At 71.6% G+C, this 17,574-nt stretch carries 16 protein-coding genes; 14 read left to right on the forward strand and 2 right to left on the reverse strand.

Going from position 1 to position 17,574, the window contains the following annotated elements:
- The first annotated feature begins 10 nt into the window (after positions 1-10).
- A complete protein-coding gene (locus ACIBH4_RS20690) occupies positions 11-973 on the forward strand; it encodes a hypothetical protein (RefSeq protein ID WP_362765710.1) in 963 nt (320 codons plus the stop codon).
- A gap of 273 nt (positions 974-1,246) precedes the next feature.
- Entirely contained in the window at positions 1,247-2,059 is an 813-nt protein-coding gene (thiD, locus tag ACIBH4_RS20695; RefSeq protein ID WP_362507887.1) for a bifunctional hydroxymethylpyrimidine kinase/phosphomethylpyrimidine kinase, read from the forward strand.
- Positions 2,060-2,306: 247 nt separating this feature from the next.
- Here the strand turns inward: thiD and rpmB are convergent, their stop codons facing one another.
- A complete protein-coding gene (gene rpmB, locus ACIBH4_RS20700) occupies positions 2,307-2,492 on the reverse strand; it encodes a 50S ribosomal protein L28 (protein ID WP_012894387.1) in 186 nt (61 codons plus the stop codon).
- 299 nt (positions 2,493-2,791) lie between these two features.
- On the opposite strand from rpmB, the gene ACIBH4_RS20705 reads away from it, so the two are divergent.
- The 10 genes from ACIBH4_RS20705 to ACIBH4_RS20750 all read left to right on the forward strand — a co-directional run bounded on the left by ACIBH4_RS20705 (position 2,792) and on the right by ACIBH4_RS20750 (position 11,462).
- Complete coding sequence (locus ACIBH4_RS20705; protein WP_362507891.1) at positions 2,792-4,378, forward strand: DAK2 domain-containing protein; 1,587 nt, start codon at positions 2,792-2,794, stop codon at positions 4,376-4,378.
- 92 nt (positions 4,379-4,470) lie between these two features.
- Positions 4,471-6,642: an ATP-dependent DNA helicase RecG gene (gene recG / locus ACIBH4_RS20710; RefSeq protein WP_362507894.1), complete on the forward strand. Its 2,172-nt coding sequence runs from the start codon at positions 4,471-4,473 to the stop codon at positions 6,640-6,642.
- A 406-nt stretch (positions 6,643-7,048) separates the two neighbouring features.
- On the forward strand, positions 7,049-7,663 hold the full coding sequence (gene rsmD / locus ACIBH4_RS20715; RefSeq protein WP_362507897.1) for a 16S rRNA (guanine(966)-N(2))-methyltransferase RsmD: 615 nt from the start codon (positions 7,049-7,051) through the stop codon (positions 7,661-7,663).
- Positions 7,664-7,678: 15 nt separating this feature from the next.
- Complete coding sequence (gene coaD / locus ACIBH4_RS20720; RefSeq protein ID WP_350949349.1) at positions 7,679-8,155, forward strand: pantetheine-phosphate adenylyltransferase; 477 nt, start codon at positions 7,679-7,681, stop codon at positions 8,153-8,155.
- A 66-nt stretch (positions 8,156-8,221) separates the two neighbouring features.
- Positions 8,222-8,773 carry a YceD family protein gene (locus ACIBH4_RS20725; protein ID WP_362507900.1) on the forward strand — a complete coding sequence of 184 codons (552 nt, stop codon included), beginning with the start codon at positions 8,222-8,224 and terminating at the stop codon, positions 8,771-8,773.
- 1 nt (position 8,774) lies between these two features.
- A complete protein-coding gene (gene rpmF / locus ACIBH4_RS20730; protein WP_012894381.1) occupies positions 8,775-8,954 on the forward strand; it encodes a 50S ribosomal protein L32 in 180 nt (59 codons plus the stop codon).
- A gap of 244 nt (positions 8,955-9,198) precedes the next feature.
- Entirely contained in the window at positions 9,199-9,903 is a 705-nt protein-coding gene (gene rnc / locus ACIBH4_RS20735) for a ribonuclease III (protein ID WP_362508264.1), read from the forward strand.
- Between the two features lie 34 nt (positions 9,904-9,937).
- Positions 9,938-10,804, forward strand: a complete 867-nt coding sequence (gene mutM / locus ACIBH4_RS20740) for a bifunctional DNA-formamidopyrimidine glycosylase/DNA-(apurinic or apyrimidinic site) lyase (RefSeq protein ID WP_362765707.1) — start codon at positions 9,938-9,940, stop codon at positions 10,802-10,804.
- Positions 10,801-11,076, forward strand: a complete 276-nt coding sequence (locus tag ACIBH4_RS20745; protein ID WP_362507907.1) for an acylphosphatase — start codon at positions 10,801-10,803, stop codon at positions 11,074-11,076. Before mutM ends, ACIBH4_RS20745 begins: the two co-directional genes overlap by 4 nt.
- Positions 11,077-11,267: 191 nt before the next feature.
- Positions 11,268-11,462 (forward strand): hypothetical protein, encoded by a 195-nt coding sequence (locus tag ACIBH4_RS20750; protein ID WP_089213397.1) that lies wholly within the window; start codon positions 11,268-11,270, stop codon positions 11,460-11,462.
- Positions 11,463-11,542: 80 nt separating this feature from the next.
- On the opposite strand, the gene ACIBH4_RS20755 is transcribed toward ACIBH4_RS20750, so the two are convergent.
- Complete coding sequence (locus ACIBH4_RS20755; RefSeq protein ID WP_362507910.1) at positions 11,543-12,343, reverse strand: alpha/beta hydrolase-fold protein; 801 nt, start codon at positions 12,341-12,343, stop codon at positions 11,543-11,545.
- 174 nt (positions 12,344-12,517) lie between these two features.
- Here ACIBH4_RS20755 and smc point away from each other — a divergent pair, with 174 nt between their 5' ends.
- Positions 12,518-16,207, forward strand: coding sequence for a chromosome segregation protein SMC (smc, locus tag ACIBH4_RS20760; RefSeq protein ID WP_362765704.1), 3,690 nt, complete (start codon positions 12,518-12,520; stop codon positions 16,205-16,207).
- Positions 16,208-16,382: 175 nt separating this feature from the next.
- Positions 16,383-17,570, forward strand: coding sequence for a signal recognition particle-docking protein FtsY (ftsY, locus tag ACIBH4_RS20765; RefSeq protein WP_362507916.1), 1,188 nt, complete (start codon positions 16,383-16,385; stop codon positions 17,568-17,570).
- Positions 17,571-17,574 lie beyond the last annotated feature (4 nt).

Here is a 17,574-nt window from a genome sequence, read left to right on the forward strand (position 1 = left end):
CGAGGAGTCGGTGAGCACCGAGACCCGGACGGGTTTCCTGGGATCGGGATGGACTTCGGAGTCCGAGCCTTCCGACACGTCCGCGACGTCCGTGACCTCCACCGCGCTCGACCCGTGGCCCGAGGACGAAGAGGGGGCCGGCGGGCGGGTCAGGAAGGCGCTGCTGATCGTCGCCGCGGTGGCCGTGGTGCTCGGCGGGACCGTGGTCGGCGTCCGGGCCCTGGCCGGTTCCGAGAGCCCTGCCGACTGCCCGCCCGCCGGTTGCGTCGCGGCGTCGAACCAGCCGTTACCGGAGGCGGACGACACCGGCCTCGCCGAGGAGCCCGCCGAGGAACCGACGCCGGACGACGAGCCCTCGGAGACGGGCGACGAGACTCCGGAGCCCGAGGACGGGAAGGCGAGGCCCACAGCCGCACCTGACCGGCCCTCCCCCCGCAGGGGGGACGGAGGCACCACCTCCACCCCCCGGCCCACGCCGACGCCGAAGGCCACCCGCGCGCCCCTGGACGTCGACGCCCGGCCCGACGACTCGTCGCCCACCGACGAGCCCGGCTCCGCCCCCGAGCCCCTCGTCGTCGGCGAACAGACCCCCGCCCCCGCCGAGCAGCCCCTGAGCAGCGCCGGACCCGATCCCGCGCCCAGTGAGACGACCTTCGTCGCGCCCCCGGCCGCGGGAGGCGCCGCGATCACGGTCGGCGCCGGCGTGGTGCGGGAAAGGTCGCGGACCTACACCGTCGAACTCGTGGTCGCCGCGAACGAGAACGTCGCGAACCTGACGGTGAGCGTGCCGGTCAGCGGTGAGGTCTCCTCGGTGAGTGGGGCCGGCTGGGAGCAGGTCGACGGCGACCTGGTGATCGAGTCGCGCAAAAGCCTGAGGGCCGGTGAGAAATTCGTCGTCACCTTCACCGCGAGCGGTGACGCGGAGATCCCGGCGAGTTGCCGGAGCGACCAGGGAGAGTGCTCCATCGCCTGACCGGGGTGTCGCTCATGGCGCAGCCCTCTCAATCGCCCACACAGCCCCAACAGGGCCGTAGACGGCCGTTTGTCTCCGTAAACCGGCAGAGGGGCGCTCGGAGGGCTCTGGGGCGGCGAGAACCCCCAGGGGCAGGGAGCCCTCGGACGTCGAGAGGTCCCGCGCCGGGGACGGGGAAACCAGGGGAGCGCTTCGCGGCCGGAGCGACGCCGCGTGGACGACGCCGCGTGGACGACGCCGCGTGAACGACGCCGGTTGGGCGCGACTGGTTGGATGGGAAACATGACCGTTTTGACTCCCCCTCGCGTGCTGACCGTCGCCGGCTCCGACTCCGGAGGCGGCGCGGGCATCCAGGCCGACCTGAAGACCATGCTGGCTCTCGGCGTACACGGCATGAGCGTGATCGCCGCGGTGACCGCGCAGAACTCGATGGGCGTGCAGGGCTACTGGGAGCTTCCTCCCGAGGCGGTACGTGCCCAGCTCGACTCGGTGCTCGGTGACATCGGGGCACAGGCGATCAAGACCGGCATGCTCGCCTCACCCGTACTCGTGGAGACGGTGGCCGAAGTGCTGGCGAGGCTGGACGTGCCCGTCGTGGTCGATCCCGTCGGGGTCTCCAAGCACGGTGACGCGCTCCTCGCCCCCGAGGCCGTGGAGACGGTGAAGTCGCGCCTGCTGCCCACGGCCACGGTGGTCACCCCCAACCTGTGGGAGGTCCTGCAGCTCACCGGGGTGAAGGTCGAGGACGAGGCCGACCTGCGCCGGGCAGCGGACGCGATCCTGGAGCTCGGGCCGAGGTGGGCGCTCATCAAGGGGGGCCACCTGCCGGGAGCCCCGATCGACCTGCTGACCGACGGCACCCGGGAGTTCCGCTTCGGCGCGGAGCGCCACGACAACCGGCACACCCACGGCACGGGCTGCACGCTGGCCTCCGCGATCGCCTCCCACCTCGCCCTCGGCGAGGACGTCCCGGCCGCCGTGGAGAAGGCGAAGGCGTACGTCACCGGCGCGATCGCGCACGGTTTCCCGCTGGGAGCGGGCATCGGTCCCGTGGACCACGCCTGGCGCCTGCGCGTCTCCCCCTGACCCCCACGCCCTCTCATGCGGGGACGGCCTCGAAAAAGCAGGGCGGCTTCCGAGGCGGGGCGCTCCCGAACGATCGAGTGCTTCTCAAGGCCAAGTGTGGCGAGCCGAACGCGAGGGCTCGCGAGGCGGGGCGTTCCCCGAACGGGCGGCCTCGACCGGAAGGGCCTCGGCAGCAGGAGGGAAGCCCTCGGGGAACGACGAAGCCCGCCGCCCTGTCGAGAGGGCGGCGGGCTTCGCGAAGGTCTGGCTAGCGGGTGACCTTGCCGGCCTTGATGCAGGAGGTGCACACGTTCAGCCGCTTCGGCGTGCCGTTCACCACTGCGCGCACGGGCTGGATGTTGGGGTTCCAGCGGCGGCGGGTGCGGCGGTGCGAGTGGGAGACGTTGTTGCCGAAGGTCGGCTTCTTAGCGCAAACGTCGCAGACGGAAGCCACGGTTCGCTCCTTATATCAGTCGAGAGGCTCGATCCGCCGCACTGGCGGCGGTCATCGGGCACGCCGGGACGACCGGCTGGCCACACGAGGATATCCGATGTCCGGCCCTGCACGCGAACGCGAACCGCGGCGAACGGTCGAACGGGGATAATCTCCGGAGGCAACCGTAGCGCATCACAGGACGAGCGCGAGCAGAAGCGGGTTTTGAGCTGGAACATCGGCCGCTTTCCGCTCTCCAAGGGGCAGAAGGCGCGTTCCAGGACGGGCGTGAGCAGGTGCGGGAGAGCAGGAGGGCAGGAATGCTGCAGGTTCTCGACCCGCCCGCGGTGCGCAGGTGGTCACGGCTCGCGGCGGAGACGCTGGGAAGGGCGCGTGAGGAGATCGACGCGCTCAACGTCTTCCCCGTACCCGACGGCGACACCGGCACCAACCTGCACCTGACCATGCTCTCCGCCGCGGAGGCGCTCGACGGGCTGCCCGCCGACGCCGGTGCCGAGGCCACCTGGCGGGCGTTCGCGCAGGGGGCGCTGCTCGGCGCCCGGGGAAACTCAGGAGTGATCGTCAGCCAGGCGCTGCGCGGCCTCGCCGAGGTGCTCAGGGAGGCCGAGGGACGCGGCGCGGACCTCGGGCGGGGCCTGGTCAGAGCCGCCGAGCTCGCCCGAGCCGCGGTCTCCAGACCGGTCGAGGGCACGATCCTGAGCGTCCTGGCGGCCGTGGCGACGGTGGTGCGCGACGGGCGGGAGGACCTCGCCTCGGTCGCGAGAAGAGCGGCCGGGGAGGCGCGCTCCGCGCTCGGCCGCACCACCGGGCAGCTCGACGTGCTGGCCCGTGGCGGGGTGGTCGACGCGGGCGGCGCCGGTCTGACGATCATCCTGGAGAGCCTCGCCGCCGTCGTCACCGACTCCTACACCGGGCGGGTGGACATCCCGGCTCCGGCCCACCGGGTCGTCCCCGAGACCGTGGCGCGGGCGGGGGAGGGCGCGGACGGGCCCGGCTACGAGGTCATGTATCTGCTGGACGCCGGGGAGGAGGAGGTCGCCGCGCTGCGCGGGGAGCTCGACGCGCTCGGCGACTCGCTGGTGATCGTGGGCGGGGACGGCCTGTGGAACGTTCACGTCCATGTGAACGACGCCGGCGCGGCGATCGAGGCGGCGACGAGGCTGGGCCGCCCTCACCGGATCAAGGTGACGTACCTGGTCGGCTCGGGCAGGATCCACCCGGCCGCGCGGGGGAGGGGCGTGGTCGCGGTGGCCGCGGGACCCGCGCTGGCGGCGGTGTTCGAGGAGGCGGGGGCCGTGGTCGTCCGGCGCGAGCCCGGATCGAGCCCTCCGCTGGCGACGGTGCTCGCCGCCATCCGCGAGGCGGGCTCCGAGGTCGTGGTCCTGCCCAACGACAGCGGGACGCGCGAGGTCGCGGCCGCCGCGGCGGAGATCGCGAGGGAGGAGGGCCTGGTGGTCGGCGTGCTCCCGACCAGGGCCTCGGTACAGGGCCTGTCGGCGCTCGCCGTCCACGACCCGCTGCGCCGCTTCGACGACGACGTGGTGGCGATGACCGAGGCCGCCGCGCACACCCGCCACGGGCACGTCTGGGTGGCCGACCGCGAGGTGATGACGAGCGCGGGCCTGACCTCGCCCGGTGACGTCCTGGGGGTGGTCGACGGCGACGCCGCGCTGATCGGCACGGACCTGGTGGCGACCGCGCTGGAGGTCGTACGCCGTATGGTCTCGTCGAGCAGTGAGCTGGTGACCGTCCTGGAGGGCGTCGACGCGCCGGAGGGGCTCGCCGGCGCCGTGGCGGACCACCTGGCCGAGACCAGGCCGGACATCGAGGTGGTCCGCTACGAGGGCGGGCAGGGCGGCTACCCGCTGCTCATCGGCGTGGAGTGAGACGGCGCCGAGCGGCCTGTGAGCGGCACAGTGAGCGGCCCGGTAAGTCGTGCCGGGTGAATTCTGTCGCCTCGGCACGGTAGAAAACGGGGGTGACGAGCTTCGACGAGCCGCTGGCGAAGGCGCTTGACCCCAAGACGGCCAAGCTGCTGGAGAGCGTTCTCGACCTGCGCACCGTCGGCGACCTGCTGCGGCACTACCCGCGGCGCTACGCCGAGCGGGGCGAGCTGACCGATCTCGACGACCTGCGGGTCGACGACCACGTCACCGTGGTGGGAGAGGTCACCAGGGCCATGCGCAGGCCGATGCGCAACAAGGGCGGCACCTGGCTGGAGGTCGAGGTCGCCGACGCCCGGGGCAGCAAGATCTATCTCTCGTTCTTCGGCAAGACGTCCCACATCGCGGAGACGCGGCTGAAGCCGGGCAGGCGCGGCATGTTCGCGGGGAAGGTCGGCGCCTTCGGCCAGGGCGAGAAGCGCAAGTGGCAGCTCTCCCACCCCGAGTTCGAGATGATCGAGGAGAGCGAGGCGGGTGCGGAGGACTTCGCCGCCGCGCTCGTGCCGATCTACCCGGCGGGCAAGGACGTGACGCCCTGGGCGATCCGCAGGGCACTGGGCGTCGTCCTCGACACGATGGGCGAGCTCGACGACTCGCTCCCCGCGGAGCTGCGCGCCCGGCACAGGCTCCCAGGCCTGTCGGAGGCGCTGCTCGCGATCCATCGCCCCCGTGACCACGCCGACGTGGCCAGGGCGCGCAAACGGCTCAGGTTCGACGAGGCGTTCCTGCTCCAGGCGGTGCTGCTGCAGCGCCGGATGGCCGCGGCCTCCTGGCCCGCCACGCCCCGGCCCGCGATCTCGGGAGGGCTGCTCGCCGACTTCGACGGGCGGCTGCCGTTCGAACTCACCGAGGGGCAGCGCGACGTGGGCGAGGAGATCGCGGCCGACCTGGCGCTGCCCCACCCCATGCACCGGCTGCTCCAGGGCGAGGTCGGCGCGGGCAAGACCATCGTCGCGCTGCGCGCGATGCTCCAGGTGGTCGACGCCGGAGGGCAGGCCGTGCTGCTGGCACCCACCGAAGTGCTCGCGCAGCAGCATCACCGGTCGATCTCGGCCATGCTCGGAGACCTGGCCACCGGCGGCATGTTCGGCGGCACCGCGGTCGCCCTGCTGACCGGCTCGCTGGGCGCCGCGGCCCGCCGCTCGGCCATGCTCGACGCGGCCTCCGGCGCGGCGGGCATCGTCGTCGGCACCCACGCGGTCCTGCAGGAGCGCGTCCAGTTCGCCGACCTCGGCCTGGTCGTGGTCGACGAACAGCACCGGTTCGGCGTCGAGCAGCGCGACGCGCTCCGCGAGAAGGCCGGGGGCGGCCGCCCGCACGTGCTCGTCATGACCGCCACGCCCATCCCGCGCACCGTCGCGATGACGGTCTTCGGCGACCTCACGGTCTCCACGCTCTCCCAGCTGCCCTCCGGCCGTGCCCCGATCACCACGCACGTGGTCCCCGCCGCCGAGAAGCCGCACTTCCTCGACCGGGCCTGGACGCGGCTGCGCGAGGAGATCGAGCTGGGCCGCCAGGCCTACGTCGTGTGCCCGCGCATCGGCGACCTGGAGGGAGACGAGGGCGACATGTCGAAGGCCGACGACGAGCGCAGACCGCCGCTGGCGGTGCTCGACGTGGCCGAGGCGCTCTCCGGGGGGCCGCTGCACGGGCTGCGTACGGAGGTGCTCCACGGCAAGCTGCCGCCCGAGGAGAAGGAGGCGGTGATGAGGGCCTTCGGCAGGGGGGAGATCGACGTGCTGGTGGCGACCACGGTCATCGAGGTCGGCGTCGACGTCCCCAACTCCTCGGTCATGGTCATCATGGACGCCGACCGCTTCGGCGTCTCCCAGCTCCACCAGCTCCGCGGCCGGGTCGGGCGCGGTGGGCTGCCCGGTCTGTGCCTGCTGGTGACCGACTCTCCGGGGGGCACGCCCGCGAGGGCACGGCTCGACGCCGTGGCGGCCACCCTGGACGGCTTCGAGCTGTCCCGTGTCGACCTGGAACAGCGCAGGGAGGGTGATGTGCTCGGTGTGGCCCAGTCGGGGCGCAGATCGTCGCTGAAGATGCTCAGGCTTCTGCGCGACGAGGACGTCATCCACGCCGCGCGCCTGGACGCCGAGGCGATGCTGGAGGCCGACCCCGAGCTCGCGGGTCATTCCGTGCTCCGCGCCGAGATCGACAGGCTCCTCGCGGACGAGCGCGCGGAATATCTGGAGAAGACCTGATGGGGCGGGTGGCGAGGTGTCCGCGGGTTCTTCTCGAAGCCGGGGGCGTGCACCGGCCCCTGTGCCCAACTGCGGGGACGGCCTCCCCCCGAATGCCGTCCCCGCTTGGGCCCACTCCCGGGTCAGGTGCCGAGAGCACCGGCGTGCGGAAGGGCTCACGATCACGCCGGTCGGCCTCCCCCTGGGTCACTTGGAGGCCGCAGGAATCATCATGCAAGGGACCGGCACCGGACGGAACGACCCTTACGCTTTCGTCGCCACTCCTTGCCCACTCTTGACCTAGATCACCTATCAGGACCCTTTTGACCTGCGGTTATGTGATGCGTCGCGACACGCCGGGGTGCGTACGACGCCCCTGGGCCCGCGGCGTGGACGACGGCGGGAACGGCACTGAGAGGATGGCCGGGTGAGCCGAGTCATCGCGGGAAGCGCAGGAGGACGGCGGCTGGCCGTGCCACCGGGGCGGGGGACCCGCCCCACCAGTGACCGGGCGAGGGAGGGGATCTTCTCCACCGTGGGGTCGCTGATCGGCCCGCTGGAGGGGTGCCGGGTGCTCGACCTCTACGCGGGCTCGGGGGCGCTCGGGCTTGAGGCGCTCTCCAGGGGAGCGGATCACGCGCTCCTCGTGGACTCGGACGCGAAGGCGATCCGGACGATCAGGCAGAACATCGCCTCGCTGGGACTGCCGGGAGCCGAGGTCGCCGCCGACAGGGTGGAGCGCCTGCTGGCGAGGGGCCCGGGGGGCACAGGAGACGCCGGAGACGCCGGAGACGCAGAGGGCGCCGGGAGACCTTACGACCTCGTCTTCGCCGACCCGCCGTACGCGCTGGTCGCCGAGGAGGTGGACGCGATGCTCGTGTCGCTGCGCGACCGGGGCTGGCTGGCCGAGGACGCGCTGGTCGCGGTGGAGCGGGAGAGCAGGGGGAAGGGTCTGGTCTGGCCCGCGGGGTACGAAGAGGAGAGGGTCCGTCGTTACGGCGAAGCGTCCGTTTGGTACGGTCGCGCCGCCGGGAATCCTTAGAGCAGGGGGTCCACCTTGCGTCGCGTTGTCTGTCCGGGATCCTTCGATCCCGTCACGAACGGTCATCTGGACATCATCGGCCGGGCTTCCCGGCAGTACGACGAGGTTGTCGTGGCCGTACTGATCAACATCGAGAAGAAGAGCCTCTTCACGGTGGAGGAACGCATCCAGACCCTCCAGACGGTCACCAAGGAGTACGGGAACGTCCGCGTGGACAAATTCCACGGCCTCCTGGTCGACTACTGCAGGCAGCAGGAGATCCCCGCCATCGTGAAGGGGCTGCGCGCGGTGAGCGACTTCGACTACGAGCTCCAGATGGCGCAGCTCAACTACCGGATGTCCGGGGTGGAGACCCTGTTCATGGCCACCGGGCCCGAGGTCTCCTTCCTGTCGTCCAGCCGCATCAAGGAGATCGTCAAGTACGGTGGGGACGTGGCCGGGCTGGTTCCTGATCTTGTACAGGAACTCCTGGTCGAACGGCTCAGGGGCTAGGCCCTGCTATTCTCTTGTTTCGGCCTTGCACGACGGCGATGATGCGCCATGCCTAACGAGAGCGAAATGACTCAGCACCTTGACCCCCGCGCCCCATGGGTGATCTCCACCCATGATCTTGGGCGGCGACCAGGGTCGATGCGCCGGATGAATCTCGCGCTCCCGGCACCGGCGGACATCGGCGTCGACATGATCGGCGTCCCCAAGGACGCCGACGTCGAGCTGGACATCCGGCTTGAGGCGGTCATGGAGGGTGTGCTCGTCACGGGCACTGCGCAAGCCCCGCTGCGGGGGGAGTGCGCACGCTGCCTGGAGCCGGTCATCTCGCGCAGCGAGGTGGACTTCCAGGAGCTGTTCTTCTACTCGGCAGAGGATGCTGCCGAGAGTGACTCGCTTCTCGACGGTGAGCTTCTCGACCTCGAACCCGTGTTTCGCGACGCGGTGGTGCTCACACTGCCGTTGAGCCCGGTCTGCAGTGAAGACTGCGCCGGGCTCTGCGTGGAGTGCGGTGTCAGGCTGGCCGATGCCGAGCCTGACCACGGCCACGAGGTGATCGACGCCCGCTGGGCGAAGCTGCAAGGTCTGGTTCCGGAACATAACAACGATCAGGAGAGCTGACGTGGCTGTCCCCAAGCGCAAGATGTCGCGGAGCAATACTCGCTCCCGCAGGTCGCAGTGGAAGGCCGCCGCGGTTTCGCTCGTGAGCTGCCCCCAGTGCCGCTCGCCGAAGCGTCCGCACGTGGCGTGTCCGACCTGCGGCACTTACAACCGCCGTCAGGTGATCGAGCCCTCCGCCTGATCGCATTCTGACCGACGGATGCCGACCGGGCCCTCCACGGGTCCCGGTCGGCGTCAACGTCTGCGCCCTCTGCGATGGCGGTCCGCCCGCGGCTGTGGTGGACGCCGGGGTTCGCGGTAGAACGCGTGCCCTCCCGGCGCCCACCACATCTTCGGGCATCTTCCTTTCCCTACCTTCGCCATCGCGCATTCGCTGAGAGAACGTGCGAGGAGAAGTCGTGGGTACAAGCGTCAAGCCTGTCGCCGTGGAGTTCGTCAAGGAAGAGCTGGAGCGCATCCTTCTGGTGCGCCTCGACATCGCGATCCTGGAGCGGGCGCTGACGCACCGCTCCTACGCGTACGAGAACGGCGGCCTGCCGACCAACGAGCGCCTGGAGTTCCTCGGCGACTCGGTGCTGGGCCTCGTCGTCACCGACACCCTCTACCGCAACCACCCTGACCTGCCCGAGGGGCAGCTCGCCAAGCTCAGGGCCGCGGTGGTCAACATGCGCGCCCTCGCCGACGTGGCCCGCACCCTGGGTCTGGGCCGCTTCCTGCGGCTCGGCCGGGGCGAGGAGGGTACGGGAGGGCGTGACAAGTCCTCGATCCTCGCCGACACCCTTGAGGCGCTCATCGGCGCGGTCTATGTGAACAGGGGCCTGGACGAGGCGTTCCGCGTCGTCCACCTGCTCTTCGACCCCCTCATCACCCGCTCCGCCTCGCTCGGCGCCGGGCTCGACTGGAAGACCTCCCTGCAGGAGCTCACCGCGTCCGAGTCGCTCGGCGTGCCCGAATACCATGTTGAGGAGAGCGGTCCCGATCACGCCAAGTCCTTCACCGCGGTCGTCCGCGTCGGTGGCGAGGCCTACGGTTCGGGGGCGGGGCGCTCGAAGAAGGAAGCCGAGCAGCAGGCCGCAGAGGCCGCCTGGAACCGCATCCGCGAGGACCGCGAGCGGCGCGAGGCCAGCTGATCCGTCGGCTGATCCGTCGCCAGAGGAGGGACGCATGCCCGAGCTGCCCGAGGTCGAGGTGGTACGCCGAGGCCTGGAGCGGTGGGTCTCCGGCCGGGTCGTCGCCCGCGCCGAGGTGCTCCACCCGAGGGCGATCCGGCGGCACGTCCCCGGCGCCGCGGAGTTCTCCGCCCGGATGGAGGGCCGCACGATCGGTCCCGCCGAGCGCAGGGGCAAATACCTGTGGCTCCCCCTGGGGGGCTCGGACGCGATCCTCGCCCACCTCGGGATGAGCGGTCAGTTGCTCGTCGTGGAGCCGGACTCGGCGCCGGAGAAGCATCTGCGCGTCCGGATCGGCTTCGCCGACGGCGGTCCCGAGTTGCGTTTCGTCGATCAGCGGACCTTCGGCCACGTGCTGGTGACCGGTATGACCCAGGCCGGCGGCCGTGCGGTGCCCGAGCCGATCGCGCACATCGCGGCCGACCCGTTCGAGAGGCACTTCGACGACGACGGGTTCGCCCACCGGCTGCGCGCCAGGCAGACCGAGGTCAAGCGGGCGCTCCTGGACCAGTCGCTGATCAGCGGTGTCGGCAACATCTACGCCGACGAGGCCCTCTGGCGGGCCAGACTGCACGGCGCCCGTCCCACCGCGACGCTGACCGGACCGAAGGTGGCCGAGTTGCTGGCCGCCGCCCGGGGGGTGATGTCCGCGGCCCTGTCGGAGGGCGGCACATCCTTCGACAGTCTTTACGTGAATGTCAATGGGGAGAGCGGTTATTTCGACCGTTCCCTCGCGGTTTACGGTCGGCGCGACGAACCCTGCTCCCGGTGCGGTTCCCCGATCGTCCGCGAATCGTTCATGAACCGTTCCTCCTACAGTTGCCCCCGCTGCCAGCCCAGGCCCGGGAAGGTCGCGGCATGACGGAGGTACGGCTCACCGCCTGGGTGAGGGGCCGGGTGCAGGGGGTGGGTTTTCGCTGGTGGACGCGTGCGAGGGCGCTCGAACTCGGTCTGGTCGGCTGGGCGCGCAACACCGAGGACGGCCGGGTCGAGGTGGTCGCGCAGGGTCCGGAGAAATCGTGTGCCAGGCTGCTTGAGCTCCTCAGGGGCGGTGAGACTCCCGGTCACGTCGCCGGAGTCGTCGAACGCTGGAGTGAGACCAAGGGGGGTGTCGAAGGTTTTGTCGAGCGCTGACCGCTTCCCCAAACCGCCCAAAATGAGGTATAGTTGACTGTCGAGAGTGCCTACTGGTGCATCCACCTGGAGCGTTCAGCTTGACCGTCTCCCTCACCGGTGCGACTCTTGATAAAGAACCACGCGCACCCCTCCCGCGGCAAAGAAGTGCGCGAACCAGTCTGGTCACTCAGCGTGGAGGACCCTTTACTATGGCGAAGGCTCTACTCGGCCACGTCGGCGGTCCCGACCCTCGTATGGTCTCGGAAATGCGCCGCCTTCAGCAGCGCATCCGTGATCTGGAGGGAGAGCTCACCCGGCTCCAGGCCCAGAACGACGAACTCGCGGCCAACACCCGCGATGAGGAGTTCAACCGTCTGCAGGATCGCGAGCCGGCCCTCACCTAACGGGGGCCGGGGCGGAACACACTGTACAGGGACGCCTCGTCGGGGCGTCCCTTGTCATAGCGATACGCACGTCACATCCGTTACGTGCGCTGTACATGTCGTGCCAGGAAGGCCAGCTGCTCGGGTAACACCCTGCGGCGGTAGGCCGTGTCCTGGCACCCTTCTGTGATGCCGCCTTCGGCGGTGGCGCCCAGTGCCTTCAGGCCCTTCAGCATGGTCTGGGTCTGCCGGGCCCACGCGTCGCGCTCACCGCAGCCCAGCCAGACCGGGATGTCCACGAGCTCGCGCAGTGGCGCCTGCGCCGCGCTCACCGTCGGCGACGCCGCGACCACCGCGGCCACCTGCTCAGGGCCGAGCTCCGCGGCGAGCCTCAGCGCCCCGGCGCCGCCCGACGACCACCCCATCAACCCGATCTTCGTGGTGTCCATCCCGTTCGTGTTCAGGTACGGCAGCAGCGTGCCGGGGATGTCGGCGGAGGGCCAGTCGTCGATGGAGACCACCGCGAAGCGCCCGCCTCCCGCGGCCAGGTAACGGTCGATCGCGTACACGTCGAACGGCGTGCGCGCGTCACCCGCGGCCCCGTGAAGCATGATCACCGCGGGGAGCCCGTCCCCCGCCCCTGGCGGCAGCCCGATGATCACCCGCCGCCGGTCGACCCGGCTGCGTTGGAGCGTTCCAGGAGAGGTCACCGGGGGCTCGGGGACCGCACCGCAGACGATCTGGGCGTACGCGCCCCGGATGCCGTCGGGGCCGGCCGCCAGGGCGGCGCCACCGAGGCCGAGGGCGGTCAGCCCGCCCACGAGGAAGGCGCGTCGCCTGAGATGTCCCCTGTCGCCCGATGGGTGTGATGGAGCCTCGTCCCCGCCGCGTTCCGCGTCCATGCAGGGCACGATAGGCGGTGCGCAGGCGGGCGCGGGTGAAGAACGGTAGTCTTCCCGCGTGACCGCAGCAGTGGGCTGACAGTGGGCTGACAGGGGCAGACGCGTTCACCGGTGCCCGGGACGCGGCGCGTGACACGCCGGTCGGCGCGGCCGCGCCATGAATGGGGGGGTTCGTTGTATCTCAAGACCCTTACCCTGCGCGGGTTCAAGTCCTTCGCCTCGGCCACCACGCTCCGGTTCGAGCCGGGCATCACCGCCGTCGTGGGTCCCAACGGATCCGGCAAGTCCAATGTGGTCGACGCCCTGGCCTGGGTCATGGGCGAGCACAGCGCCAAGTCGCTGCGCGGCGGCAAGATGGAGGACGTCATCTTCGCCGGCACCTCCTCGCGGGCCCCGCTGGGACGCGCCGAGGTCACGCTGACCATCGACAACACCGACGGCATGCTCCCGATCGACTACACCGAGGTGACGATCAGCCGCCTGATGTTCCGTGCGGGCCAGAGCGAGTACGCGATCAACGGTGACACCTGCCGCCTGCTCGACATCCAGGAGCTGCTGTCCGACTCCGGCATCGGCCGCGAGATGCACGTCATCGTCGGGCAGGGCCAGCTCGACCAGGTGTTGCACGCGGGACCCGAGGAGCGCAGGGCGTTCATCGAGGAGGCAGCGGGTGTCCTGAAGCACCGCAAGCGCAAGGAGAAGGCGCTGCGGAAGCTCGACGCGATGCAGGCCAACATGACCCGGGTCCAGGACCTCACCACCGAGCTGCGCCGCCAGCTCAAACCGCTGGGCCGCCAGGCCGAGATCGCCCGTAAGGCCGCCGTCATCCAGGCCGACCTGCGTGACGCCAGGCTCCGGCTGCTCGCCGACGACGTGCTCACCCTGCGGACCACCCTGGAACGGGAGATGGCCGACGAGGAGGCCGTCCGCACCCGCCGCGCCGAGGTGGAGACGGAGCTGGAGCAGGGCCAGGTCGCCGAGTCGGAGCTGGAGTCCGCCGAGGCCGAGGCCCAGCCGCGCCTCGCCGCGGCCCAGGAGACGTTCTTCCGGCTCTCCTCCCTGCGCGAGCGCCTCAGGGGCCTGGCGGGGCTCGCCGCCGAGAGGCACCGGCACGCCACCGAGACCGCCGTGGAGCGGCGCGGGCGCGACCCCGAGGACTTCGAGCGCGAGGCCGAGGAGGTCCGCGAACAGGAGCGGGTCCTGGCCGAGTTGCTCGAAGGGGAGCGGGAGTCGCTCGCCGAGGCGGTGGCCAGGCGTGCCGAGACCGAGGCCGCGCTCGCCGCCGAGGAGCGGCGACTCGCCGCCGAGGCGAGGGCCGCCGCCGACCGGCGCGAGGGCCTGGCCAGGCTCAGGGGGCAGGTCGGGGCCGCGCGCAGTCGGGCGGGGGCCGCGGAGGAGGAGATCGGCAGGCTGAGAAACTCGCTGCGGGAGGCCGAGCAGCGCGCCGAGGAGGCCCAGGCGGAACACGAAGGCCAGGAGCGCGCCGAGCCGTCCGCCGACCCCGCTCTCGCCGAGGAGCTGGAGATCGCCCTGGAGACGGTCGAGCAGGCGAGGGAGTCCGTCGAGTCGGCCAGGGCCGGCGTCGAGGAGGCGAAGGCGGCCGTCGCGGGCCCCAACTCAGCGCTCGGCGCCGCCAGGGCCGCCCTCACCGCCGCACGCGAGGCCGACCAGCGGGCGCAGCGCGAGGTGGCGGCCCTCGGAGCGAGGTTCGAGGCGCTGGAGATGGGCCTGGCCGGTGGTGCCGACGGCGGTGCCGCGCTGCTCGCCGCCGACCTGGCCGGGGTGCTCGGCCCGGTGGCGACCATGCTGTCCGTGCGCCCGGGCGCGGAGGTGGCCGTCGCCGCCGTGCTCGGGGCCGCGGCCGAGGCCGTCGCCGTCGATTCGCTGCGGAGCGCCGCCGACGCCATCGAGTTCCTCAGGGGCCACGAAGGAGGCCACGCCACCCTCGTCATCGCCTCCGGCGGGGCGGGGAAGACCCCGGCGGGCTCGCCGGTGCCGGTGACCGGAGCCGAGTGGGCGATCGACCTGGTCACGGTCTCCCCCGAGCTGCGGGCCGCCGCCGCCCACCTGCTCGCGGGCGTTCTGGTCGTGGACGACCTCGCGACCGCGAGCAAGGCGGTCGAGCAGTGTCCCGAGCTGCGGGCCGTCACCCGCTCCGGTGACCTCCTGGGATCCCACACCGCCCGCGGAGGCTCCGGGGGCGGCACCTCCGCGTTCCAGATGCGGGCCGCCCTCGACGAGGCCGCCGCGGACCTCGCCGAGGCCAGGGTCGCCGCCGAGCTGGCGGGAACGGAGCTGGAGGAGACCGCGGAGGCCGAGGCGGAGGCGCAGCTCGCGGTCGAGGCCGCACAGGCGCGGGTCGCCGAAGCGCAGACGGGCGTGCAGAACGCGCAGGCGGGGGTGAACGCGGCGCAGGCCGCGCTGGACCGGGTGAGGGCGAGGCAGCGCGAGGCGGACCAGAAGGTCGCCGCGGTGGCGAGGCGGCTCGCCCAGCTGGGCGCCGCCGCCAAGGCGGCCCGCGACGAGTGCGAACGTCTGGCCGGGGGCGTACGGGCCGCCGAGGAGGCGCGCGACCGCGACGCGGCGGGTCTCGCGGAGCTGGAGGAGCGGCTCGCCGCGGCCGACGGCGCCAAGGAACTGGAGACCGAGCCCAGCACCGACCTTCGCGACGAGCTCGCCGAGATCTGCGCGACGGCGAGGCAGGACGAGATGGAGCTCCGCCTCGCCGTACGGACGGCGGAGGAGCGGGTCAGGGGCATCGAGGGCAGGGCCGACGAGCTGACGCGCGCCGCCGAGCGTGAGCGCGAGGAGCGTTCCAGAGCGGCCGAGCGCCGCGAGTGGCGGCGCAGGCAGGCCAGGACGGCCCAGGCGGTCGTCCGGGGCGCCGAGCTGGCGCTGCGCGCGCTGGAGACCTCGCTGGAGGCCGCCGCGGGCGAGCGCGACGAGGCGGAGCTCGCACGCGGGCAGATCGACGCCTCGCTCAAGGCCGTGAGGATCCGGGTCAGGGAGCTCTCCGGTGAGCTGGACAAGCTGGTCAACCGGGCGCACGGCAGCGAGGTGGCCCGCACCGAGCAGCGGCTCCGCCTGGAGCAGCTGGAGGGGCGGGCGGTGGAGGAGTACGGCGTCGAGGCCGACACCCTCATCGCCGAGTACGGCCCCGGCGAGCCGGTTCCGACGGCCGACGGCGACCCCGTTCCCTACGACCGCGACGAGCAGCTCAAACGGGCCAGGGCGGCCGACCGCCAGATGTCCCAGCTCGGCAAGGTCAACCCGCTCGCGCTTGAGGAGTTCGCGGCGCTTGAGGAGCGGCACTCGTTCCTCACCTCGCAGCTGGAGGATCTCAAGAAGACCCGCCGTGACCTGTTGCTCGTGGTCAAGGAGGTCGACGACCGGGTCGAGCAGGTCTTCGGCGCCGCCTTCGCGGACGTGGCCCGCGAGTTCGAGACGATCTTCACGCGGGTGTTCCCCGGCGGTGAGGGCAGGCTGCTGCTCACCGATCCGGAGAACATGCTCACCACCGGCGTCGAGGTCGAGGCGAGGCCGCCGGGTAAGAAGGTGAAGCGGCTCTCGCTGCTGTCGGGCGGTGAGCGGTCGCTGACGGCGGTGGCGTTCCTCGTGTCCATCTTCAAGGCGCGTCCCTCGCCGTTCTACGTGATGGACGAGGTCGAGGCCGCGCTGGACGACACCAACACCCAGCGCCTGCTCACCCTCTTCGAGGAGCTCAGGCAGACCTCGCAGATCATCATCATCACCCACCAGAAGCGCACCATGGAGATCGCCGACGCGCTGTACGGGGTGTCGATGCGCGGGGACGGCGTCACCCAGGTCATCAGCCAGCGCCTGAGGGAACACGAGTCCGTCTGAGGGTGCTGTCGAGGAAACCGGTGGCGTTCGCGGAAACCGAGGGAAACCCGGGAGAAAAGGCCCGCCGACCGGTCGGGGAGCGTGAGCCGGTCCCGGGCGTCGGCCAGGAGCGTGAGCCCGGTCCTGAGCACCGGGGTGTCGGAGCATCCCGGGGCGTCTGGAAAACTGTGGTCTTGTGGAAGCCTATCTCGGCATAATCGCGATCATCGTCGTCATCGCCCTGCTGGCGGCGGGCGGCATGCTCCTGCTGTTCAGGTCAGGGGGTAGGACCGCGCCGCCGCCGGTCCGGCCGCCGGAGGCGCCGTCGATCCCCGAGGAGACGAAGGCCCCCGGCCGGGGCTCGGTCGTGGACGACGACGCGACGACGACCACCGTGCCGCCGCCCGCCAGGCCGGTCGAGCCGGAGGTCACCGTCGTCGCGCCGGTGATCGAGATTCCGCCGCCGTCGGCAGGACGGATGGCACGGCTCCGCGCCCGGCTGGCCAGGTCACAGAGCACGCTGGGCAAGGGGCTCCTCGAGCTGCTCTCCCGCGACCGTCTCGACGACGACACCTGGGACGAGATCGAGGAGACCCTGATCACCGCCGACGTCGGCGTGGCGCCGACCCGGGCGATGGTCGACGAGTTGCGCACCCGGGTGAAGGTGCTGGGCAGCCGGACGCCGCAGGAGGCGCGGGCTCTGCTCAGGGAGCAGTTGCTCGTCCAGATCGGCGCCGACATGGACCGCACGCTGCACGTCACGCCGCACGGCGAGCGTCCCGCGGTGGTCCTCGTGGTCGGCGTGAACGGCACCGGCAAGACCACCACCACCGGCAAGCTGGCGCGTGTCCTCATCGGCGACGGAGGCAAGGTCGTGCTGGGCGCCGCCGACACCTTCCGCGCCGCCGCCGCCGACCAGCTGCAGACCTGGGGAAATCGTGTCGGAGCCGCGGTCGTGCGCGGACCCGAGGGCGGCGACCCCGCCTCCGTGGCCTTCGACGCCGTCGCCGAGGGCATCGCGGAGAAGGCCGACGTGGTGATCGTCGACACCGCGGGGCGGCTGCACACCAAGACCGGCCTGATGGACGAGCTCGGCAAGGTCAAGCGCGTCATCGAGAAGAAGGCCACGGTCGACGAGGTCCTGCTCGTCCTCGACGCCACCACGGGGCAGAACGGCATGCGTCAGGCGCAGGTGTTCGCCGAGGTCGTCAACATCACCGGCATCGCCCTGACCAAGCTCGACGGCACCGCCAAGGGCGGCATCATCATCTCCGTCCAGCGCGAGCTGGGGGTCCCGGTCAAGCTGGTCGGCCTCGGCGAGGGACCCGACGACCTGGCCCCGTTCGACCCCGAGGTCTTCGTGGACACGCTCCTCGGAGAGTGAGGGG

The sequence above is a fragment of the Streptosporangium sp. NPDC050284 genome (assembly GCF_044459525.1).
In the GTDB taxonomy this organism is placed as follows: domain Bacteria; phylum Actinomycetota; class Actinomycetes; order Streptosporangiales; family Streptosporangiaceae; genus Streptosporangium.